Source organism: Vibrio sp. 947 (assembly GCF_033339115.1).
In the GTDB taxonomy this organism is placed as follows: Bacteria; Pseudomonadota; Gammaproteobacteria; order Enterobacterales; family Vibrionaceae; genus Vibrio; species Vibrio alginolyticus.
The window spans coordinates 15,396-38,496 of sequence record NZ_JAWOTX010000030.1; the positions used below are offsets into that span (position 1 = coordinate 15,396).

Sequence of the window (23,101 nt, forward strand, 5' to 3'; positions counted from 1 at the left end):
AAACACTAATTTTTATTCTTGATGATAATAACCTTGTTCGGAATAATTGTCTCGTCCCTAAAAATCTACTTCCTTAGATATTTTAGATTATTCATTAACTTGAATTGATATTGATAGTGGCGTTTTTTTGGGATGGGGAATAGGAAAGGAAAAAGTCGGGCGAAAGCTCGACTTTTTTTTTTGGCTTTTATCCAAAGAATAAAAGGCACGTTCAATGAACACTGATTTAACCCGCAGTATTGAACAGGCGACAACAATCGATGAACTGGTACGCCAGTTTGAAGCCTTGCTCGCTGTCGATATTAGCGACACTCCAAAAGGCCACCAGCGCCTTAAGGCTAACCAACTAGCCAAAGATATTCTCGCCAAGTACAACGGCGACTACTCCAACGTTTCACCCGAAGATAAAGCAGCTCTGCGCGACTACACAGGTTTTGGCGGTATCGGTGGCTCCACCAACGAATACTACACGCCCAAATGGCTGGCGAGCGCGACTTGGGATGCAGTTCGTTCCTATGACTTTACTGGCGGTAGCGTACTTGAACCAAGTTCGGGCGTGGGCGTATTTAGCGAAACCAAACCTAAAGGCACCCTGACTACATCGGTAGAAATGGATCAGACCTCAGCGGCCATCAACCAAATTCTTCACCCCGAAGACCATGTAATCCAATCGGCATTCGAAGCGGTAGCAACTAATCCTGGCATTGGCGACTTTGACCTAGTGATCGGCAACCCGCCTTATGGTGTTCGAGACGCTAGCGCGATGAAAGACAAAGCGTACAAAGACATTAAGTACGCCGATCAGTATTTCGTTTCTCGTTCTATCGATAAAGCGAAAGCTGGTGGCTTGATTGCCCTAGTGCTGCCAACTCGTATTTGTGATGCGAAAAACCTTGAGAAGTGGCGTACACAACTCGCGCTTAAAGCGGAGTTTTTGGGCGCGCACCGACTACCAACGGGCACGTTCGCTGATACGGGCGTAGTAACTGACCTTGTTATCTGGCGCAAACACAGCGACCAAGCGAAAGCACTGATTGATAGCGCCGACCGCGACACACTGATTGAATCTAACGTACTTTGGGACACTTGGCTCAAAGGTAAGTGGTTCGAGCGCGAGGGTAAGAAATTCATCAACGGCGAACAGACTGTTGAGGGCGTAGGTAAGTTTGCGCGCAAAGTCGTGAAGCGTGGCAACCGTTCTAACGATGATATTAAAGAGTCGTTAATGCGCCGCTTTGACAGTCGCATTGATTGGATGTTACTCGATGAAGCGGTTAGCGAGCCAGTGAGCGCGAAATACTCCGATGGAGACACGATTTTCCGCAATGGCCAGCAGTACGAAATGATTAATGGCGAATGGGAGCTATCTGAAAGCAATGCGAAAACAGGCGTTATCAGTAAGGCGACCTATGGCGTAGATAACACCGATGAGATCGGTTCTATCACCTACTCTACTGAATCGATGCTTAAGCTATCGGCCAGCCAAGCGCTCAAGCTTTTCGAAGATTACGGTTACTTGTGTCATGACGACTTTAAAGCCCTAATGCGCGAGATTGCCAAGCTGCCAAAAGCAAGCCAAGAACACGCTTACAAAGGCATTCTACTTGGCATGAAAGTTCAAACACTTGCAACGCTGGTTGCTGGTAGCCGAACGACATCCAATAGCGACTTGGCCAACATGGCAATGGGCGCGGAGGACTTCCAGACCGAACAATATCGCGTGAAGTTAAGCGGCGAAGTGTTAGAGCTGAACGCACTAATGGGCGGCTCTAAGGTATCGAAGAAAGCGCTAAGCAACTTAAGCGAGAAGTACGTCTCTGCATGGAATTACTACCACTCATCGATCGATTCTAAGGGCAAACTGTCTGACCTACTCAAAGGCGACCTTAAGCGTGAGCTGACCGTTCAATACCGTTCGTCTCGCATTGGTGACGTGTTCCATCTATGTGACCGTGAACTAGGCATAACCACACTGACACTGCATGACGTTCGCACGTATTACACCGCAAGCGGTATCGATGCGATGAGCGATGAGCAGTTGCTTGATTACCTAGCGAACATGGATGAGGTAGCGGTAAACCCTGACGGCACGGTGACGGCATTCCATAAAGCGACGACTGGCCTAGTCGGTAAGCGCATGGATCAGCTGACCGCACAATTAGTATCGGCCACCAGCGATACCGTGAAAGCTAACATCATGCGCCAAATCCAAGCCATCGAATCTAAGCGAAACAAGATCTCGATTGCCGATGTGAAGATGAAGCTTACCGATAAGTGGATTCCTAAAAACATCATGCTTGAGTTCCTGCATGACCGTGGCTACACGGAATTTATCTTGGGCGACTTTACCGAGGATAAGGACGGCTTTGAGGATTTCGTACAAAGCGAATCCGGCCAATACCTTACTGGCTACCGTTGGCGTGATGGCGAATGGATTGATGGCCTAACTCGTAATGGCGTGAAAGGTAAAGCAGCGAACAGCGATGAGCGATTTGAGCGTCAAATTGAATCGTACATCAACTATGGTGCGGTTCGTGGCGGTAGTAAGAACGAAGATAAATCACTTATCCGTGAACAAATGCGCCGCCTCGATGATGAGTTTTCCACATGGATTGCATCATCTGACCATTCAGAATACTTGGAACAGGTTTACAACAATACGTTTAACGGTTGGATTAAGCCGGAGTTTGATGACTCACCACTAACGCTAAATGGCGTATCTGGTGCGATTGAGTTCCTACCTTACCAAAACTCAACGATTCGCCGTCACAGTGCAGACGGTAACGGCATTATTGCCTTTGGTACTGGCTTGGGTAAAACGCTCACTGGCCTTGGCCTCGTGCAGCACAACCTAGAAACCAAACGCGCCAACCGTGTGGCCATCGTTGTTCCTAAATCCGTGTTAGAGAACTGGTTCTATGAGTCTGACCTGTTCTTTGGTGAAAGCAATCTATCTGACAAGGTATTTATCGGCCTTGAAGTTCACAAAGACGATGACGGAAAAATCATTCGGGAACCGGTATTAGATGAAACGGGCGAACCGAAGTTAGACAAGAAAGGCGACCCTATCTTGCGCGCCAAACTGACCGTAGACACAAACGGCAAGCGCGTAGCAGAACAGCTCCACCAGCTTACACAGTCAACCGCTCGCATCGTGGTAATGACAAAAGACGTGTACAACCGCATTCCATTGAAGCCGGACACGATTTCGGCCAACGTGCTTGAAATGCGCGATGCTGGTTTGATTGCTGGTTCAAGCAAGCTAGTTCAGGAAGCGGAAAGCCACACAGATCAAGCGAAGAACGCGCGCTTTGAAGCGAAATATGCTGACGATGGTACGGCCAAAAACGAAGAACTACCGTACTTTGAGGACTTGCTGTTCGATTCGGTTATGGTCGATGAGGCGCATGATTTCCGCAACTCGTACAAGGGCGGCTCATACCGAAACAATCTGGCATTCTTGCCTAGCCAAGCGCAAGCCGATCGCGCTATCGATATGCAGCTTAAGAACAACGTCATTAAGGCTCGCAATGACGGTCGAGGCGTTTACTTCCTAACAGCTACGCCAACCGTAAACAGCCCTGTTGATATGTTCAATATGCTGTCCCACATCATTCCGGCAGACACGTTTGCCAAGATGGGGATCTTTGACAGCGACGACTTTATCCGCATGTTTGGTAAGACTGGCGAAGCGCTGGTTACTAAGATTTCGGGCGAAGTTGAACAGCGTGAAGCCCTACTCGGATTCCAAAACCTAGACGCACTTCGAAACATCGTTAACCGCTACATGACGATCGAGGATGCTAAATCCGTTGGTGCCAACGTTCACATTCCTGACCTGATTAGCCAGCAAAGCGTTGTCCAAATGAATGGCGAACAGGAAGCGCTATATGAGGAACTACGCCAGCGCGCTGACGCAATCAGTAATCCAGACAAAGACGAAAACCAAGAGATTGTCGAGCAATACCCTAACGACACGGTTTTCGGCCTAATCCGTAAAATGGACAAGGTAAGTACAGACCTTGATTTGTACTATGAGCGTGTTACCTACCGATTCGCCAAGGACAACAAAAAAGAGGTTGAGGCGGCAGTAGCTAAGCTACCAAATACCGTCACGGTCGCTTTTGAGGATGTGGCACCAGACGGCACGGTTAAGCTAAGCAAAATCCAAGTTAAGGTTGATAAGAGCGTTAAGGTCGAGGGCGATCACTGCGTGGTTCAGCTCCACCAGCAACTTGATGACCGATTCACAAACATTTGTGACAAGGCCAAGTTGAAATTTACGCACCCTGTCTCCCCTAAGTACGCCAAGTTCCTTGAGAACGCGCGCGAGATTTATCTGGCTGGCGGTAAGCAGCTTGTCTTTACCGAAGAAAAAACACAGCACAAGAAAGTCGCGCGAATCATTGCGGATTTTGTTGGTTGTAAGCTGTCTGAAATCGGTATTTTGAACAGCGATACCGTTGCGGGTAAGAAAGGCTCTAAAGCGACTGAGGACGATGAGGAAGCGGGTTTGGAAGCAATGGCCAATGCTTACAACACCTCGAAATACAAATTCATGATCCTCAATAAAAAAGGCGAAGTCGGCATCAACTTGCATCATGGCACAACCGATATTCACCACTTAACGCTACCTTGGACTCCAATGAGTATCACACAGCGTAATGGCCGTGGCGCGCGTGTTGGCTCTAAACAAAACAGCGTGAACGTTCACTACTACACGTCGAAAGGCTCATTCGATGATTTCCGCTTGGCCACAATCCAACGCAAAGCCACTTGGATTGAGACAATGTTCAAAGGTGATGAAAAGTACATTGCGAACGCCGATGCAGACGCAGCCGACGAAACTGCAATCATGCTGGCAGCAAATCCAGAAGAAGCGAAAGCCCGTATCGAAGCGGCTAAGCGTCAAGCTGAGCGCAAGCGCAAATTAGAGGAACGCCGACTAGCAAGTATTAACGTCAGCAAGTACATCAAAGCTACCCAAATGCTTGCTTTGGATGTGAGTGCGGTTGAGGGCGAGCTGGCCGAACTACGCGAGAAGTTAGAGCCACTACGCAAAGAGGTGGAAGAAGATCGCCTACGTGCAGAGGGCGAGAAGCGCGGCAGTTGGCAGCACAAAAACTACCAACGCACCAAAGGCAGACTGTTTGCGCTAGAAAGCCAAATCAAAACCTATGAGGCAGCGATCAAAAACCGCGACAAAGCGAGCGATACCATCAAGAAATTGAAACCAGCAATGGAGCTGGCCATCAATGACGGTGTGTTAAAGGATTACCCTGACTTCCTAACTCATCCAGAGTTATACATTGTTCGTAATGGTGTGATTGTGCGTAATGGCTACACCTACAAAGCCGAAGTTAAGAGCCGTTCTTGGAGCGCCGAGTACGATTCAAAAGCAACAATCATGATCACCAACTTCGACCGTAAATCTGGCACGGTGGACGGCTTTATTACTGAAATGGACGGCGAGCCAGCGTCACGCAACTATGTCGATCTACCTGTTGAGCGCATCATTGAAATTGCGCCAGTGAATCAGGATAGAGCTGCGCTAGAAGCAAAAGCGCTCCAAGGTGTACCACTAAGTGAAGTCGCTCATACGTTTGACCGTGAGACGTTCTTTGAACTGGTTGCAGAAAAGAAAATGAAAGCCTACGGTAACAGCCGCCGTTGCTTGGTGCGCAATGCTGACGGCTCATTCTCTACGCCGTGGGGATTGGATGTTGAACCAGACCAAACGCTGATTTATCCAGATGCGAGCGATAAAGCGATCGTGAAAGCCCTACTCGACCAAGTAACCAAGCAATTGGAAGATAAAGGTCGCGTGATGTTGGAACACGACATTCTAAGTTTCTTTATCGGTAGCGATTGGGACAAACAGGCGATGGAAAACGGCAACCAAGTGAGCGAACAGGAAGTTGTTGAACTGGTGACACTTGAGATCAAAGCATTCGAGGAAAAATACCCTGAGCTTTATCAAGAAGCGCTACTGAAAGCAGAGACGACTTACAAAACGTCTATTACTTTCCTTAAAGAGCTAGATAACCATCTAAGCAATTTGAAATGGACAGGTTACACCAACGCACACGAAGCGCGCCGCCTATCGGCTCGTGAGTTCACTCGTTACACCGATATTCTGACCGAACGCTCTAGCGAATACCGCACAGAGCTGGAAGATAAGCTATTCGCTGACTTCACTAAGCTGGTGGCTAACGACCCTGACCGTGCGAAACGTCTATCACAGATCGCGTACTGGATGACGCAATACAAACCAACGACCGATACTCACCTACTGAAAAAGGTCGATGCGATTTACGGCGAAAACTCACAAGAAACCATGCTTAAGGTATGTGCCGACCTACACGCTATTGGCGAACGTGAGTTCCTATCCGGTGATGGCCTAATCTTCTCGGATGACTGGTCATTGAATCGCATGAAAGGTGCGTATGGTTCGCTATTCACTTATCGCAGCGCACAGCGTGAGGAATTTATCGAGAAGTACCTAAATGCGGATAAGCCGGAAAAGGCCGAGGTTAAAGTGACCGAAACGCAGAAAGTGAAGATCGATAATATCTCTGCCATTAACGTAGAGAGCATCGAGAAGTTTAGCGAACTAATGTCAGGCATTGGCATCGACGTTAAAATGGTGACTTCACCAATTAGCTGGAAGCCTAAGCGCGGTCGCAACCGAAAAGAGATTGTTGTAGAGCCATACGAGCGCATTGGTTTGATGGACAACAATGGCCTTAAAGGTTCGCTTAAAGTGATGTTCGCTGGTGACAAGGAAGCTAAGGCCGAGTACGGCGCTGACTTCGCATCAAACGCAAGCAGTGAATTTAATGGCGGCTGGTGGTTTATCTCTGCGAAAGCGGATTTGGAATTGCTAGCGAAATCGCTATTAACCATTCATAACACAATGGCCGAAGCTGCCTAACTCAAATTTTCGCATGCGAAAACTTTTTGGAGACAACAATGATTACCCAAGTGAAATTGCCTACCGTTGAAGATCTACAGCCCTTACTCGATGAGGCGCTAGAAACAGCGCAAAGCAAAGAAGCATTTATCCAAGCTCAAGTAGATGGCATTTACAAAACACTTAAAGCCAATCCGCTCATGTACCGTCACTATGGCGCTTATTGGTGGGCGGTTAAATCGCTCATGGCCAAGCATGGTTATGACCTTGGCAGCGATTCAGAAGTGATCACAGAGCAACACTTCAATTTCGAAGACCCTGCGATTTTGTTGTGTGCTGCGTGGGCGTACCAGCAAGAGCAAGTTGATAAAGGCTGCTGGCAAGCAAACCTACATACCTACTACGTCGATGATGAAGAATTTGAATATTCTATCGAGGACGTAAATCTCGAAGCGTGGAGTGTTAACAGCAAATCGATGCGTTAAGTTTTCGCATGCGAAAACTTTTGAGATAGAAAAAATAAACCCCGCCACTGAACAAATGGCGGGGATTGCACGTTGAACAGATAAGCTTTGATGCAATCAATCCTACCCCTAATAGTTTTGTTGCCGCCTATCTGTAATTTAATGTATATGAAATAATTTTCATATACAACAGGTTTTTCAGTATTTTTTATTAAAAACAATGAATTATGCAACTAGGTGCTTTTCCTTTCTTATGCCTGTTGACGCTGCTCTTTGTAACCTAGTTAAGTAATAGAATTGTCAAAAAGTTTTCGCATGCGAAAACACATGGAATCAATCTCACAATTTATCTAGTGTTCTTGCATGCGAAAACTTGTGCAATCGGTTCTGTTTGTTACTTTTTTTTCTTGTGCTGTTGCTACTGGCAACGTATAGTGTGTGCCTGTTGCCAGTGACAACAATCGAGAGGCATTGATATGGCATCCAAGGAACGATGCGAAAGATTAAATCAATTAGTCCAAAAGGCAGGAAGTACCAGAAAAGCCAAGCAGCTCATTGATGGCGTTAAGGGTGTAAGCCCTTGCCACACTGCCATTTACAAAGCAATGCACGGCGGCGGTACAACTGATTACGTAGTTCAGTGCTATATCGAGGATCTTGAGGTAGCACTGAGCAAACCAAAACAGCAAACAAATTCCACCAGCAAAGGAAATTAATTAATGAGCATTATCATGGCGATTGCCAACCAAAAAGGCGGCGTTGGTAAAACAACTTGTACTTACAACTTTGGCATTAGCATCGCTAGCCAAGGCAACAAATGTCTATTCCTGGACTTTGACCCACAAAACAACTTAGGCGGTTCAATCGCACCGGAAATGGTCGAGAATCCAGAGTACACATCTGCGAGCTGCCTACACAACGCTTACAACCTTTTTGAAAATCCAGTAAAGGCTAAACCTTTCGAAGTCAGCGAAAACGTACACGTTATTGGCGGCGATAAGCGCATGGGTAACATTACTCAATCACAAATCTTAAACGTGGCTGAGTCTATCGACCTTATCAAAGACGACTACGACTATATCTTTATCGATTGTCCACCAGCGGCGAACGCGCTACAGCATGCAGCGCTACTTGTGGCCAGTAAGCTACTTATCATTAGCCAAGCACAAAAAATGTCGATCAAAGGCGTTAATGAGCTGGTTAAGACCTCGCGCCAAATCCGTCGAATGAACCCTGACTTGGAAGTATTAGGCATTGTCCTAAACCTTATCGAAGCCAACATTACAAACGACCAGCGCGAACAGGAAGCGGAACTTCGTAAAGAGTACGGCAACCTAGTTTTTGAAAACAAACTGATTAAAACAACGCGCGTAAGTGAAGCTCTAAACCAAGGCAAAGCACTGATTGAAACCAACCCTAAAGCGGCTGATAAATTCGGCTTTACAGCGGTTTGTGATGAGCTTTGCAAGCGCATGGTAGAGGTGACAGCATGACCAAAAGCTTAAGAGATCGAATCAAGCTTAGCGACCTAGATAATCTCTTGGATGAATCAGCGGTAGAAATCCGCGATGCAGCGAAAGTGCTGGCTATCCCTAAAGACTCTTTGTATTCAGTTGAGCAAGTTCGTGAAGAATTTAACGATGAATCACTACTTGAGTTATGCGAAAGCCTAGAAGAAAACGGCCAAATTCAACCTGTCGTTGTTTACCCGTTCGATGGCAAGGGATACAAAATCCAAGAGGGTGAACGACGTTGGCGCGCCGCTATGTTGAGCGACAAGCTGACTCACGTTGAATGTATTGTCCGTGAAAAGGGCGATATTTTTGGCCAGCTTATTGAAAACATCCAACGTGAAGATTTAACGGCAATCGAGTTGGGTAAGGCGTTTGACCAAGCAAAGAAAAAGCACAATCTGGATAACCGTGGCTTGGCTAAGCGCCTTGGCAAATCAGACGGCTACATTTCGAAATACCTAAATGTGCTTAAAGCCCCTGACTTTGTTTTGGAAGCATTCCAAAAAGGGATTATTGGTGATGTAGAGTCCATCAACGAACTACGCAAAGCAACCGTCGATAACTCTGAGCGCGTTCGTGAAGCGCTGGAAAGCGGCGAGAAGCTAACACGCCAAGATTGTGTAAAACTGCGCACTGGCGAGCTAGATAGCAAGGTGGAAGTTACCCCTAAACCTAGCAAACCAGAGAAAGCAGAAAAGACCGATAAGACACCAGTAAGCAAAAAGCCTACGGCAAACCAAAAGCCTACCAGTATTTGTGTCATGGTTAATGACCGTCATGGTTTGGTGTTCGCATCTGGTAAGTATAGCGACAAGCTAACGGTACTGTTTGATGATGGCGAACTTGAGCAAGTGCCAGTTGGTGAAGCTCAATTAGTGGGTTATCGCGTGTAAAGTTCTCGCATGCGAAAACTTTTTTAAAGCGGGTGGCTAATTAGCTGCCCGTTTTTCGTTAGGACGTAATGCCCGCCGTCACGGTAGACACCAACCACATAGTGATCGAGTGGCACGTCTTGCCAGCCAAATAGCCCTAGTTCGTCATCGCAATAAGCGACGATATTCACCAGCTTTACCTTTTGGACATGCAGTAGATAGATATTATCTAACGCCCCTTTAAATGGCCTGTAGATATACTCGCCATCTTTCCTTAAAGCGGGGATCTCATTCCCTGCGACTGAATGGCCATCGGCAACGCCGTCTTCGTTTATGTCGATTAGCCCGTAGTGATAACGATGCCTGATAGTAAACATCCCCTACTCCCAAATGCAAAAACGCCAGATTTGACAATTAAATCTGGCGTTTTTGTGTCTATAAAGGTTGTATAGGCAATATATGCCAAGAACTATTTTATAGCATGCCTCGAAGCGTTTGCAAGTTCGTCCAGTTGCACACTAGACTCGAACATAAAGCCTGTTTGTACCCCCTCGTTTTCTAGCTCTTGATTTACACGCCCAAGAATATCAATAAGCGATGCACCGCCGCCGCCAAACATATCCCCGAGCGCTTGGCCTTGGTGAAGCAGCTCACTATTGATTGCCTCGGCCATTGCCTTAAATGCCAGTGTCATGCGTTTTGCGCTTCGGTTGTTAGCAGCAATGAATCTCGCCAGCGCTTCGGCCTCGGGATCGTTGTCGCCAAACAAACCGGACTGAGCTAATAGCTCATCGATGTGCTGACCGGAATCTTTGGCCTGTCTTACTAGCTCGGTTGCTTGCACCAGTGAGTCAAGTGCTGACTTAGCGAGGTCAGGTTGTGAGGCGTTAATTTCCACGGCTTCTGCCAGCGTTCCAGACGTGTTTTTATGCACCTCTCCGCTAAGGTATTGCATCTCAACAAACGCGCTTGCTGCGCCGTTTAGCGCGCTCAAAATGTTGCGAATTTCGGGATCGGCTTCCTCGGCTACCAGCTTCACCAACTTCTCGTTTTTGTACGCCTTGGCAAACACGGCATTTTGCATGCGCTCAATCAGTTGCTTGGTTGGTCGGCCATCTTCGGTAAGTAGTCCGGCGGTTGAGTTATCCCCAATTTCAGTTAAGAAACTGTTTATAAATCCTTGGTTAGACTTGGCCAAAAGGTTGCCTGTTTCGCTCGGTTGGAAAAGGGCAATCATGCGGTCATCGATGCGCTCTGCGTCAATCCAAGCCGTCTCGGCGGCGCTCATCTGTTGCAAGTCAGAGAGGTTGGAGTCTCGGGCAAACTTAGCACGGTTAACTTTGGTGACACGTTCTCGAACCAACACTGGCTCGCGCATGCTCTCAACTTTCTCCGGTGATAGGTCGAAGCGCTCCGCATTGTCGATTAGGAACTGGCGGTACTTATCAGCCTTGCCCTCTCTATACGCTTTGATGATAGCGATGGTTCGACCGTTCCCCGACTCCACCACATTATCCGAGCCAACAATCGGTGCGCCGTGGCTAGATAGTCCAGAATCGGTTAATTGTTGTGGACGCAAATCGTTGGCCATCTTTGAGATCTGCAATTTTGAGGATACGCGAGTACGGTCGCGCGGTTGCAGTTCTTGCGGGAAGTTCGGATTGATTCGACCGTCTAAGTCGTTCGATGGAATAAGGTCGCTGGCTTCCACGACTTTAAAGCCTGTTTCCACTTCGTCGCCTTTTGCTGTCACAACGTAGCTGGTGCGACCTAGCTTGGGTTTTGGATTGTCTGTTGCGTACAGTTGAACAATCTCGGCTAGGTCATTGATGTTTTTCGCCTCTTTGATTTCGGCGCTAATTGATGTGAGTTGGTTCAATTTGACCGCTCCGGTTGGAGTGGCGAGTTTTCGCATGCGAAAACTTTTGGGACAGGGAAAAGGATTAAAGGCTCTTAAGCAATGCGAAAAGCGCCTTGGCGTAGTTATGACGTTCGCTGGCTGCTAGTGCAAGGTTTAAAGATTGCTTGTAGTAATAGTCTGCTCGGATTTTAGTGAAAACATTCATCGTTTTTTCTCAAGTTCTCTGAAAAGTTTTCGCATGCGAAAACTATATCGAACGAGATTCTTTAAAGTTCTCGCATGCGAAAAGTATATAGAATGTCATGTTTTAAAGTTCTCGCATGCGAAAACTTAAGCGGCCAGTTTGTCAGGATTGTACTCGAACCATTCAATCGCTTTTTGCTTGATGCTATCTAGCTCCAAGCCCTCTGAGTGAACATCTCGCATTACATCAACAAACAACGATGGCTTGGCTGTATTAAACTCCCCTGCAAGGAATCTCGCAACCAGTTCGCTTTGTTCAACTGGACGTTCGTCATTGTCGCGCCCATTCTGCTCAATGTGCTTAGTGATGGTCTTGATAGCCTTGCTACGGTCAGCGCGCGACCAGCTACCAAAACCACCATTTTTCTTGGCTGAGCCCGCATCGTTTTTCCAGTAGTCCAAACCTCGCGCAATATGCCCTTTGAAGCCAAACTGGAAGTTTTCGCCATCCTTGTAAACAACGTAGTTATCCCCCTTTTCAACCATTTGGTAGTTAGGGAAAAACGCCATTTCGTATTCGTACCAGTTAGGCAGAAGTAGCACTTCATTGAGCTTTTCAATCTTATCGGAGCGGCCTAACTTGGAAAATTCTTCTACCGATATTGGCTCATCCGAACTTGATACCGGTTCCTGCTCAACCTTTTGGTTAGCGCCTGTCAGTTTATTAAGAATTTCCACCAGCTCACGGTTCTTTTTGATGCGTTCACCAATCGATAGCTGGCCACTCTTAAGCTCTTTCAACAAACCCGCAGCATCGCGGTTGAGCGTCATTTTTTCTCTTAAGCTTAACACTTGATTCTCTCCGGTTTAGGCCGCCGATGTGGCGGCCTTGGTTGTGATTAGATTTGCGCTTGGATCATGCTGGTGATGTTGCTTAGCGCGGCATCCATCAACGCTTCGTTCTCTGCTATTTGGTCGTTAGCTTCGAAGTGGGCGTAAGCCTGTTCTAGTGCGGTTTGGAACTCATCAACCAATTCCGGCGTAGGTTCACCAGTGAAATCTCGGATTTCCTTTAGTTTCTCTACATGTTCCATTTCTTCGTTATTGCCCTCTGTTTCAGATTGAGGCGCCTCACTACTTAGATTGAACGCTTTCACTAATAGCGCTTCCATTTCCGCTGTATCGTCAAATTCACCGATCAAGTCGTTGCCTTGGTATAGCGCGAACTTGTACTCGCCATCTTTAGCGATCGGATAAATGTCAGCGTGGCTTTCATTTAACCATGATCGGGCGATTAGCGGAGCGTACACGTTCGCTGGCACTGAGCCATTTACTGAGTGGATACCTGCCGCAACACTTGGTTGTACCAATGCGCCTTTTTCGTTGTAGTAGGTATCCGCAGATTGCCAGTCCTTAATCGTCTCAAGTTGAGCTTTCGCTTTTTCGCTTAAGTCGGTCGCTAGAATGTCGAATAGAACGTCTAGGCTGTAAGTGAGTCCGTCCTCATCTTTCGCATTAATCGACTTCACTCGGCCTGTTGGGAAAGTCACTTCCTGCTTACCAAGTTTTAGCTCTAGGTTGGTAAAGGCTTCTAGCTGCTCAAGTACTTTCGCTTCTTCTTCATCTAAGCTTTCACGGAATGAGGTAACGTCTAACACGTCATCCTCTGCCTGTTCGCCTTGCTGGTGCATTTCAGTTAGAGACGCGAGCTCTACCACTTTGCGCTCTTTACCAAAATCAAAGTCCACGGTTAGGCGGCCACCAAAGAAATTGCGATCGTGGTAATCGGTCATCGTGTCGCTGTTGTTGTAGTCGTATTGGCCTACATAAGCGTTAACGAACTCGATCAGCTGATCTACTGCTTCGGTATAACGGCTCATACCGTGTGGCGCTGGCGAGTTAGGGTTATCAATCTCGAACTGTAGGTAAGCTGGATTGTAGAGCATGACGTTTCTTGGCAAGTCAGTCAGCGTTAGGTCTAGTGTGCCGTAGCGAGGCTTGCGTACTGAGATTTTAACGTCATTACTGATCTTGCCAGCTTTCTTAAGCTGAGCGATAAAGGCGCGGATTCGCTTAGCGATTTCACCCGTATCTCGAATGCCCTCGCTCTCATCGATTGAGCCAAATGAATATTGAGTTGGGTCTAGTGCGAGAAGTTGTTTTTCTTCCTCGGATGCACCCTTGCTCACTTCATCTGCTGTGTCAGATTCTACGGCGTTCTTAGCACCCAATAGCTCAAGCAGTTTGTTAGCACCGTCAACCGTTAGGTAGCTGCGAGAATTGGTGTTAGCGATAAAGCGTAGCTCTTTACCCTTGTTCGACTTCGCAGAGAAGAAACTGTAGCCAAATGTATTTTCCATTTGGTTCTCTTGTTCTTCGGTTAGCGCAATATCGTTAATCTTGCCGTCAGCGTCCACCTTAGCCAGTAGCTTGTCGGCGTTCTCGCGTAGTGTTGGGCGCGAGTGAAGCGAACCCGAGCCGTTAATGGCTAACGTTGAATACAATGATTCAAAGCCGTTGATTGTGGTGAACATGGCCGGACTGACAGGCTCTAGTGGTGCGCTGTATTCCGTCTCTGCAATTTGCTCAAGCGTTTTGCCGTCCTTAAGCATGTTAAAGATTGCAATAGTGCTTTCTTTCACTGCTTGGTCGTTTAGTTGAGTCGCTTTTTGCTGCGCTGCTGCGCCCTCTAGGCCAGTTTCTAGCACCTTGCCTGTGTACGTATCGATAACGCTAAAATCAGATTGGCCAATAGTGCCAACTGGTGCGTAGCGTTTCTCGCGTGTCGCCTTGAATTGACCTTTATGGTTCAAGTCAGGCAACGCAGCAAGGCTAGGGAAGCCACGGCTTTCGTATTCCGCTTCGATAGCTTTTGTGTACCACAATGGCATGACCGAGTTATGGATAGCGCGCGCCATCTGTTCATTGTCGATCTGCTCATCGTTATCCAAGTATCTAAAACCATGAATTGCCAGGATGTCTTGGTTGGTAACACTTGCCATTGCATAGTGCTGAGCAAAGAGCTCATCTGAACTTAGTTCGGATAGGTCAGGGTAGATACCGTCATCAATCGCCTTAATGAAGCGCTCAACTTTTTGGTAGTCCTCGCCTTGGTCTGCCATTGCTGGAATGACGGTTTCACCTTTTGCCTTGGTGTAAGCTACGTCTCCCTCATGGTAAACCGTAGTCGCGCTAAACGCTTTTTCTACGTCATCCAGTGCTAACGCTTCGCCGTTCTCAAACTTCTCGTATAGGTCGCCACGTAGCGCGCGTAGGTCGAACATTTTCGCCGTTGCACTAAAGAATCCGTCACGGTAGTTCAAGATGGCTTGCAGTAGGTCAGCGCGTTTCGCACGGCGGTTAAATGGAATGCGATGAGCCGTTAGGAAATCAGTGATCTCTTTGCGGTTCTTAAATTGCGCTTCCAGTGACGCTAGGGTTTCACCTTGTAGTGATTCCACTAGGTGCGCTTGTTCTGAAATACGCTTAGCTTGGTCATCCACTTTCTCGCCACGTTTTAGTGTTTTACCAGTACCTAGCGTTAGGTCAGCTAGCATAACAAGACGTTTGCGATCGCTTGGGTTTACTGACTGCATATCCTTAAGTTGGGATAGAGCTGCTTCTTGGAAGCGCATGCGGCCTTGCGTGTGTTCTGCTTGGCGCTGTAATTCAGCATCGCTTTGAACCAGCATTAGGTCTTCGGCAATCTCTTGAATCATGTCCGGCGTCACAAGGTCAATCGATGCGCTCCATAGCTTGTACGCGTTTGGATTTTCCTTGCGGTTCTTCATTTCTGGTTGCTGGCGTAGCTGCTTAGCGAACGCTGCTTTGAAGCCCACTTGTTTTAGGGTATCGAGCGTAGACTGAGGAATTTCATCAACGCCTTTGTCCTCAACCCATTGGTCTAGCGCTTCGGTTGCGATGCGCTCCGCTTCTTCTAGGTCGCCCTCAACCATGCCAAATAGCGGCTCTAGGTCAAAGTTACTTACTAATTCTGGTGGCAGTTTTTGGTCATAAGCGATCGCACCGTGGCGAATGCCATTACCAGCGTCAGCGAATTGCTCTTTAGCCGATTCTGGATCGAGGTACTTAACCACTTGATGTTGTGGCGGCGTCGTACCTAAGCCATAAGGGCGTAGACGTAGGCCATACCAGAATAGGTTATCCGTGGTTTCGTCTTTGTCTTGGTCGTTCGCGTTTGGCTCGTCGTTCTCAATTGGTTGTGGTTCTTCGTTGCTGTCATCGGTATCTTGAAGCAACTTAGATTCGCGATCGTAGTCAGCCAGAATAAGTGATTTAGCAGCTTCCCAACCTTGTAGATCGTCGCCACCAGCAAGCGGTGAACCCTCGCCGTAAGTGACAGCCAAGGTTTGGTTATCGCGCGCGTGGATCATGTACTGGCCAAAGCTATCATCGTCGTTCGCGTCAGGCGATTCGAAGTAGACAAACGGCTCGCTATCTTCGCCTTTATCCATCTTCCAGCCCTTAGCAATGGTCTTGCGACCAATAAGAGCCAATAGCCATTCTTTGCGCTCGATATTCGCTTTTCGTTCCCGTTCTTCGTCTGACAACTGAGGAAAATCGTTTTCAATTGAATCACGGATGTATTCTTTAGCCTCGGCAAGCTCTGATACCGTCATAGCACCTTTATCGAGGTCATAAATCACATCATTGATATACGACTCTGAATAAGTGCTAGGAACGTTTTGATTTGCTGCACCTGCAAACTCTAATGAGTCTTTAAACTCTTGGCTTAGCTGCTTAACAAAGGCATCAAGATCGCCATTGAAAGCACGGTTAATGATGAAGTCGCGTTTCTCTTGCTTAGTCCATGAAGCGTCCCATTGCTCGATCACTTGAGACGAACTACCACCAGCGTTTACATTTGTCGTTGCTGTATTTGCTGCTGGCTTGATAGCAGCAAGCTGTTTGCGTAGTTCTTCTTGGATTTCGTTCTGCGTAGCAATCTGAGTTTCCAAGCGCTTCTCTTTCTTGGCCAGCTCATCGAGCTTTTGTTCCAAGTCGGTAGCTTCTTCGCCTAGTTGCGCAGCTTGTTCATCAAGTTCTTGTGCCTTTTGTTGCGCTTCTTCCAATGCTTTCTTGTCAGCGTCTTTCTTGGCCTTAGTTGCGACAAATTTCTCACTGTTGTTTTCAAGCAACTGCGCTAGCTTGTTGGTCACTTCCTTAAGGGATAAATCCATGTTGCCCTTTGGCGCGACTACGTGAGTAATATCGCGCGAGTTCATTAGAAAGCGGAACGCGATTAACGTGTCATCTGGATTGATTTTTAGCGGATCGTTATCCGGCGCATGGAACGCAATAGAAATGCTCTGGCCATCTGAAAACGGGATTTTCACCATTTGGACAGCAACCGCACCAGACTTGCGCGGTTTGCCTACTTCAACGGCTTCTACCGATAAAGTAGGGGTTTTACGCTCCAAGTGCTTACCGAATTGCTGAGCACGAAATTGAAGCCTTGAGGCTTTCGATTTGAACGCCTCTAACATCATTTGTGGCACAGGTTTGCACTGATACAAGTAGGTGTTCTCCAAATCCTCAAGTGACAATGCCTCTAGGATTTGATCGGCGTTTTTACCTTGCAGCACCGCTTCAATCTGCTCCGGCGTGAGTTTCTTGGCCAGATGGTCGATGCGATCCACAATCTTGATTTGATTTTGACTGGTAAACATCATGACTTTGCCGCCTCTAATTGTGCTTCAAGTTCTTTGGTTTCTTGCTTCTCTTGCTCTAATGCAGTTTCGAGATCTGCTATGCGGCGTTGTTCTTCTTCCAACTTAGTGCGAACGCTATCCCGAGCGGCTAGGGCATTGGTGTAATTGGACTGAGCGACTTGTTCAGCCGCTTTGGCTTCTTCAAGTCGCTTAGCAATAGAACGTGTAGCTGGTTGAATGTCTGAGGTGTCTTTAACGGCTTTAGCCGCTTTACGTGCAACTTGCTTGTCAAACTTGCTTTGGTTGCGCTTCATTAGGCGAACCATTTCACGCGCAAGCTCGCGCTCGTTCTTCACGCTAGGGATAGGCTGTTTAGTGCTGTTGAGTGTCATTTGGAAAATATCACCCTCATCACCAATAAACAGCGTCATTGACTGGCCATTATCAAAGAATAACTTGGCGCGTTTAACTGTCTCGCCGTCTCGTCTCGTTCTCTTGTTCGAGGCTTCTACGTCTGTAACAGTCGCACCAGCTTGTTTTAACGCAGTGATCAGACTCTTAAGGCCGCGTTCGGTCACGTTGTCAAAATCGACCACCACATAGTTATGTGACTGGTCTAGTGCAAACTTACTGTTGTTACGCAATTTCAAATTCCTCTGAATATGTCGTACAGGTAGGAAAGATTTTGTACAGCGGATTGATTAGGGAACAGGAGCGCTCAATCTTAACGTCCAGAATCCACTCGCCATGCAGCTTTTCCCCCGCTTCGAGTTCGAGTAACTTGCGATCGAACGTCAGGTATTCGCTGTTATGTCCGGCGTGTGAAAAGTCGAGCTTACGTGTGCGAGTAATGACGGCTTTTGGTCGTTTTTTACTGCGCAACGAATAGGTTAAAGTCCCACTCGTTATGGCTCGCTGAGATTGATAACCAAGAACGAATCGAATCACATCGGGATCGTCCATCTGGTTTGCATGCAGTATTTTTACTGCGTTTCGTTTAAGCAAAAATCGGTCAGCAATGGCTAGGCCAATTACTGCAAATTCCATCATTTGCCTTGCCCTCCGGTATTAAAAAATCTCGCTAACATTTGGCTAGCCAGCTTGCGGATAAAGTTGATCGAGTCTGCTCCGTTGTTCGACGCAATGAGGACAAGCGCGCTGGTATAACCAGCCTCCACACCCTCGCTTTCACACAAGTAAGCGACTATCAAACCGACCACCAACGCCAGCGTTAGCTCGGTTAAAAAATCAAGGAATCCACCAGCTAGACGTTGCTCGCGTATGCCTTGGAGATATGACCCAACACCACTGAGGACAGATAGAGCCAGTACGCTAATCGCAAAGCTCTCACCAACAACTGACACTGGCATTAAATCCCCCTTTTATATATTACCTAGCGAGTTTATTCGGAATGGTGGCTTTTGCTCAATAGACGGGCGTTACTTACTTTTGAATGGGTATTAAATAGGGCTTTTTTGCGGAAAAAAGTTAGATTTCAAGAGCCTATATAAAAAAGAAGCCTCTCACCCAAAAGGCTGGTGAGAGGCTAATTCAAGCGTTTTGTTGCGCGGCAACGCATACAAAACTTCCAACGAGGATAGTCGAGTCTAATCGATATTTGACGAGGAAGATTATATAAATATTGGTTTTCGCATCAATATGCGCCCATGTTTTCGCATGCGAAAATTTTAGGGGATGTCATGTTTTAAAGTTCTCGCATGCGAAAACTTTTGCAAAAAAGGGACAGCATCGTGTCCCTTTGGTTGATGGTTATGGTTTGATGTAGCGGATCGAGAAATGCGAACCCCGAATAGGCGTGGATGCACCTCTGTCTAAGAATTGAATAAGCTCACCGTAGTATAATTTTCCTACCCATCGACAAGTCGTTGGCACGGCATCGAAGTCGTTGGAATCACTTTGAGCCTCCGCTATAATTTTATTGCTTTTGGCGATTGCAGAGTACACAGCCGATGAGTTTGAAGCATTGCGGCGTCGTATCGCAGTCCATTCAATTTCGTAATATCCCTCAACACGAACATCAAAACCAGCAACCGGAGCGTTGTAGTTAATCAAATCAAACGGATCGAGGAAGCATCCTATCCAATTCTTGAACTCCCATGTAATGCCATCTATCGTAAGGTTGCCCTCTCTTAGCCCCGCATTACAGCCCAAGGCAACCTCTCCAGCGCGTGATGAAACACCCGCTAGTTTACTATCAACGTAGTCTTTACGTGCGAGAGAGTTACCAGCCGAGCTCTGAGGCGAACCTGCATATACATTGCCGTCCTTAATGTCTACATACTTACTGCGGCGGTTAGTGTAGAAGCGCATCCGACCCTCTGAGTTAGATAGGATCTGAATACCAGAACGGATATTGGTGCCATCATAGTAAGAGGCTAACGCCCAATGCGCACTTGAACTATCTTTTCAGTTGATAATGAATCCCGCACGGCCATTCGTCGCCCATGATGAATCCATAAAACTATTATCCATACGAACGGCATCATTCGAACCAGTCCAAGAACCCGCCGTAAACTCACCATCAGTACGAACCAGTGAGCTACCGAAAAAGATACCAGAAGTAAACTTTCCTAAATCATTGATGCGAAGCCAGTTGCCGTCTGTATTACGAAATGCAGCTCGCCCACCTAATGAAATGCTCTGATTGAGCATTACATCAATCCCTTTAGCAAAGGTGAACGAGGAGTAAGAGTAAAAGCCGCTGGTGGCCTCTGTCTCCATGTGGCACCAAGATGAATTACGAGAACCAATCCAAGTTTTCTTTGTAGAGTAATCAAGCTCTAAACCCTTTTCATCAACAGAGTTGATTGCCCCTAAGTCTTTATTGTAAGACGTATAGCTAGTGACCATTCGCCCTTTGACAATACCCGCTGGCTGGCTTGCCCCCTTATTGCTAACGTATGGCGTTATGGTGTGACTACACATGTATCGAATAAGAATGTTCGTACTGTAGGCACTACGTGTTTTTACATAGATGGCGTAATTGTCACCGCTAGTATTTACCCAACCAAACTCACTAAATGGTAAGCCGCTAGGATGGTCTGTAATAACCTGACCATTTAGACCTTTAGGGTTTCCGTTACTGGCTCTCAGAATCATTTGATGTCGTGCCGACTGATAGTGCAAGTCAGTGTTAAAGCCAGCACCACCAAAGAACTCAATAACCGCAGTAGAGCTTGATTGAGGCATCGTTACATTGGCAACCAAACACCAAGAGTTGTCACTACCTAAAGAGGTGCGCACAACCTCTGTACGGTTAAACGCCTCTGTAACGACTTTATTCCCTTGTACTTCGATAGGGACACTGGAACTAAGCTTTGATCGAGTCAGGTCTAACTTGGCGTCCCCTCCATTATGAGCACCACCCACCGCGATTTGAACGTAAGCATCCGACGAATTAGAGCCGTTCGTTAAGTAAACCGCCCGACGATTACCAATCAACCCGTACCCGTCCAGCTTAACTTGCTCGCTCGATGGAACGTTATTACCAGCGCGAGTGCCTTGCACTTCAACACTACGATTCGAAGATACCGACTCTGTAGCGTTTAGGGAGCCGTATAGTGTTGATTCACCACCTTTGCGGATCTTTAATCGACTTGAAACGTCACTTTCTACAACCTCAAAGGTGCCATCGGTTTTCGTTTCAATATGAAAGCGCTTACCTGCATGACCTATGTGCAATTGAGAAACATTGGAACTGCCCTCATCAATGAGTAGGCCACCAGTCAATGTACCGCCTGACAGTTTTAGGTAGCGGCCATCGGCTTGCGCTTGCGTCATCTTTGAGGCTGCAAGGTCATACGCTTTCTTAACGGCACCTGCCGCCGCAAATTTCACATCGCTAGCATCATTAACCGCTGCTGTGAATGCGTAGTTCGGCACGTTTGATAGACCAACTTGAGCTTTCGTAACCTTGTGTGGGTTCGAGTAGTCTGATTTGTGTTGAGCAATGTTGGTTGTAATGGCCGCTACCGCATCTTCTTGATTCATGAGCGCGTCACCAAGCTCTTTGATTGTATCGAGCGCTTCTGCTGGCGCACCACCAATCAAAGCACTAATGCGGTTGTCAGTGTGGGTATTTGCGTTCGTCTCTGCTTGTTCTGCGCGGTCATAAGCTGCGTTACCGCGATTTAAACCCTCGATGCCTTTGTCGTATGCCTGTTTAACAGCACCAGCGGTCGCAAGTTTGCTGTTGGACGCATCTGTTACCGAGCTGGTGGCCGGATAGTTTGGTACGTTACCTAAGCCTACTTGTGCCTTTGTGACTCCGTGCGGGTTCGTTTTATTGCTAGCGTGTTCATCCACTTTTGTTGTGATTTCTTCACGCAATTTTCGAGCTGGACTACCACCAACTTGAGTCAATTTTTTTAATGCCATTCAGAAATATGCCTTTCTCAATTCAATGACCAGCAACTCCGACAAAGCGCCGGAGCACATCGTTAATGGGGAAGTAGGAAAGGAAAGGTCATGTTTACTTGAAGCCGATAACCGTCACGATGTCGCCAGCTTGTAGCTGTTCACCGAACGTGATTGTGTTACCAGATAGACTCCATACACCTGCGTTCTGCATTACGCCGCAAACGCTTAGAACAAGGATTGCTGAGACTGTACCCGCTGGCAGAGCCACCGTAGTTGATGCAGATTCGACAGTAATATCCACCGTTCGGATCGCGTCTTTGATTGAGGCGCCTAGACTATCCTTGGTGGCATACTTACCGTCAGATTCCGCTTTGGTGTATGACGCGCCGCTAGCTGCTAGACCGCTACGCGCTTGTGAAATGATTTGCGATTTAGTGGTGTTCTCAAGCTTCGCTGCGTTAACGGCAGTTGCGCCAGCGTCTAGTGCGCCCACGTCTTCTGCGGTTAGCTCGACGTTTGCGCTTAGCGCGTGACCGTTGATGGTGCGAGTCTTTGGCACTGCATTCACAACGCGAGAGTCGTTACCCTGCATCACTGTGTTAGCGCTAGTGCCGAAGTTTTTGTTGAATGCTGTTTTTTTCTCAAACGCTGGTTCCGCGCCAACGTCAGTCGCTTCAAGCACTACGTTACCGCGCTGACCATTAACCGACGAAACGGCGTCAGTCGGTGTTAATAGTTCTTGCCAGTTCGCTAGTGTGCTCGCTGGTTGGCGCATAAGAACGAATGATTTACGCAGATCCGAACGGATTGCCATATCACCCTCTTGCGCTGTAAGAGCAAGCATTTCCGCTTCTGACTTAACAGGGAACGTTTCTTTGATAGCGATAGCTGGCAATTGGCCTTGTGGGATCTTACCAGTGCTATCTAGTGTAGCCACACCCTCTGCAACGCCTTTCTTGTTGTTAGGGATGTAGTCGTGCGTGTGGCTTGCTGGCGCTGCGCCCACATCTGAGTGAGTCAGAGTCACATCGCCCGTTAGTGATTTGTTATTGATAGTGCGAGAAGTTGGGACAAGATTGGAGCGCGCTTCACTGACAACTTGTGCCTTGGTTTTCCCCTCTAGTTTTGATGAGTCTGTTGCGCGAGCGCCCGCTGGTAATGCACCAACGTCTTGCGCTGAAAGATCAGAAACAAGACGGTTGATGCGAGTTAATTTGTTTTGTGTAGCCATAAAAAATCCAA

Annotated in this window: 16 protein-coding genes; 5 read left to right on the forward strand and 11 right to left on the reverse strand. The window is 47.3% G+C overall.

Annotation, left to right across the window (positions count from 1 at the left end; all coding sequences use genetic code 11):
- Positions 1 to 214 precede the first annotated feature (214 nt).
- The 5 genes from R7Q39_RS25205 to R7Q39_RS25225 all read left to right on the forward strand — a co-directional run bounded on the left by R7Q39_RS25205 (position 215) and on the right by R7Q39_RS25225 (position 9,784).
- Entirely contained in the window at positions 215 to 6,934 is a 6,720-nt protein-coding gene (locus R7Q39_RS25205) for an SNF2-related protein (RefSeq protein WP_318077018.1), read from the forward strand.
- A gap of 38 nt (positions 6,935 to 6,972) precedes the next feature.
- Positions 6,973 to 7,398 carry a hypothetical protein gene (locus R7Q39_RS25210; protein WP_213963484.1) on the forward strand — a complete coding sequence of 142 codons (426 nt, stop codon included), beginning with the start codon at positions 6,973 to 6,975 and terminating at the stop codon, positions 7,396 to 7,398.
- Between the two features lie 455 nt (positions 7,399 to 7,853).
- Entirely contained in the window at positions 7,854 to 8,093 is a 240-nt protein-coding gene (locus R7Q39_RS25215) for a hypothetical protein (RefSeq protein WP_017634062.1), read from the forward strand.
- A 3-nt stretch (positions 8,094 to 8,096) separates the two neighbouring features.
- The gene (locus tag R7Q39_RS25220; protein ID WP_054579117.1) at positions 8,097 to 8,870 is read left to right on the forward strand and encodes a ParA family protein; all 774 of its coding nucleotides are present in this window, start codon (positions 8,097 to 8,099) and stop codon (positions 8,868 to 8,870) included.
- On the forward strand, positions 8,867 to 9,784 hold the full coding sequence (locus tag R7Q39_RS25225) for a ParB/RepB/Spo0J family partition protein (RefSeq protein ID WP_318077019.1): 918 nt from the start codon (positions 8,867 to 8,869) through the stop codon (positions 9,782 to 9,784). Before R7Q39_RS25220 ends, R7Q39_RS25225 begins: the two co-directional genes overlap by 4 nt.
- A gap of 23 nt (positions 9,785 to 9,807) precedes the next feature.
- On the opposite strand, the gene R7Q39_RS25230 is transcribed toward R7Q39_RS25225, so the two are convergent.
- The 11 genes from R7Q39_RS25230 to R7Q39_RS25280 form a co-directional block, all read right to left on the reverse strand.
- Complete coding sequence (locus R7Q39_RS25230) at positions 9,808 to 10,140, reverse strand: hypothetical protein (RefSeq protein ID WP_318077020.1); 333 nt, start codon at positions 10,138 to 10,140, stop codon at positions 9,808 to 9,810.
- Positions 10,141 to 10,232: 92 nt separating this feature from the next.
- Entirely contained in the window at positions 10,233 to 11,678 is a 1,446-nt protein-coding gene (locus R7Q39_RS25235; RefSeq protein WP_213963482.1) for a hypothetical protein, read from the reverse strand.
- 28 nt (positions 11,679 to 11,706) lie between these two features.
- The gene (locus R7Q39_RS25240; protein WP_017634057.1) at positions 11,707 to 11,829 is read right to left on the reverse strand and encodes a hypothetical protein; all 123 of its coding nucleotides are present in this window, start codon (positions 11,827 to 11,829) and stop codon (positions 11,707 to 11,709) included.
- Positions 11,830 to 11,954: 125 nt separating this feature from the next.
- Positions 11,955 to 12,659, reverse strand: a complete 705-nt coding sequence (locus R7Q39_RS25245) for a hypothetical protein (protein WP_318077021.1) — start codon at positions 12,657 to 12,659, stop codon at positions 11,955 to 11,957.
- Positions 12,660 to 12,706: 47 nt separating this feature from the next.
- Positions 12,707 to 17,500: a hypothetical protein gene (locus tag R7Q39_RS25250; RefSeq protein ID WP_318077022.1), complete on the reverse strand. Its 4,794-nt coding sequence runs from the start codon at positions 17,498 to 17,500 to the stop codon at positions 12,707 to 12,709.
- On the reverse strand, positions 17,497 to 18,123 hold the full coding sequence (locus R7Q39_RS25255; protein ID WP_033905426.1) for a hypothetical protein: 627 nt from the start codon (positions 18,121 to 18,123) through the stop codon (positions 17,497 to 17,499). Before R7Q39_RS25255 ends, R7Q39_RS25250 begins: the two co-directional genes overlap by 4 nt.
- Positions 18,116 to 18,529: a hypothetical protein gene (locus R7Q39_RS25260; RefSeq protein WP_136976912.1), complete on the reverse strand. Its 414-nt coding sequence runs from the start codon at positions 18,527 to 18,529 to the stop codon at positions 18,116 to 18,118. Before R7Q39_RS25260 ends, R7Q39_RS25255 begins: the two co-directional genes overlap by 8 nt.
- Positions 18,526 to 18,849 carry a hypothetical protein gene (locus tag R7Q39_RS25265; protein WP_017634052.1) on the reverse strand — a complete coding sequence of 108 codons (324 nt, stop codon included), beginning with the start codon at positions 18,847 to 18,849 and terminating at the stop codon, positions 18,526 to 18,528. The genes R7Q39_RS25260 and R7Q39_RS25265 overlap by 4 nt, the downstream gene beginning before the upstream one ends.
- 400 nt (positions 18,850 to 19,249) lie before the next feature.
- The gene (locus R7Q39_RS25270) at positions 19,250 to 19,810 is read right to left on the reverse strand and encodes a hypothetical protein (RefSeq protein WP_318077023.1); all 561 of its coding nucleotides are present in this window, start codon (positions 19,808 to 19,810) and stop codon (positions 19,250 to 19,252) included.
- A gap of 96 nt (positions 19,811 to 19,906) precedes the next feature.
- Positions 19,907 to 21,877 carry a hypothetical protein gene (locus R7Q39_RS25275; protein ID WP_318077024.1) on the reverse strand — a complete coding sequence of 657 codons (1,971 nt, stop codon included), beginning with the start codon at positions 21,875 to 21,877 and terminating at the stop codon, positions 19,907 to 19,909.
- A 94-nt stretch (positions 21,878 to 21,971) separates the two neighbouring features.
- On the reverse strand, positions 21,972 to 23,090 hold the full coding sequence (locus tag R7Q39_RS25280) for a hypothetical protein (protein WP_318077025.1): 1,119 nt from the start codon (positions 23,088 to 23,090) through the stop codon (positions 21,972 to 21,974).
- Positions 23,091 to 23,101: the final 11 nt, after the last annotated feature.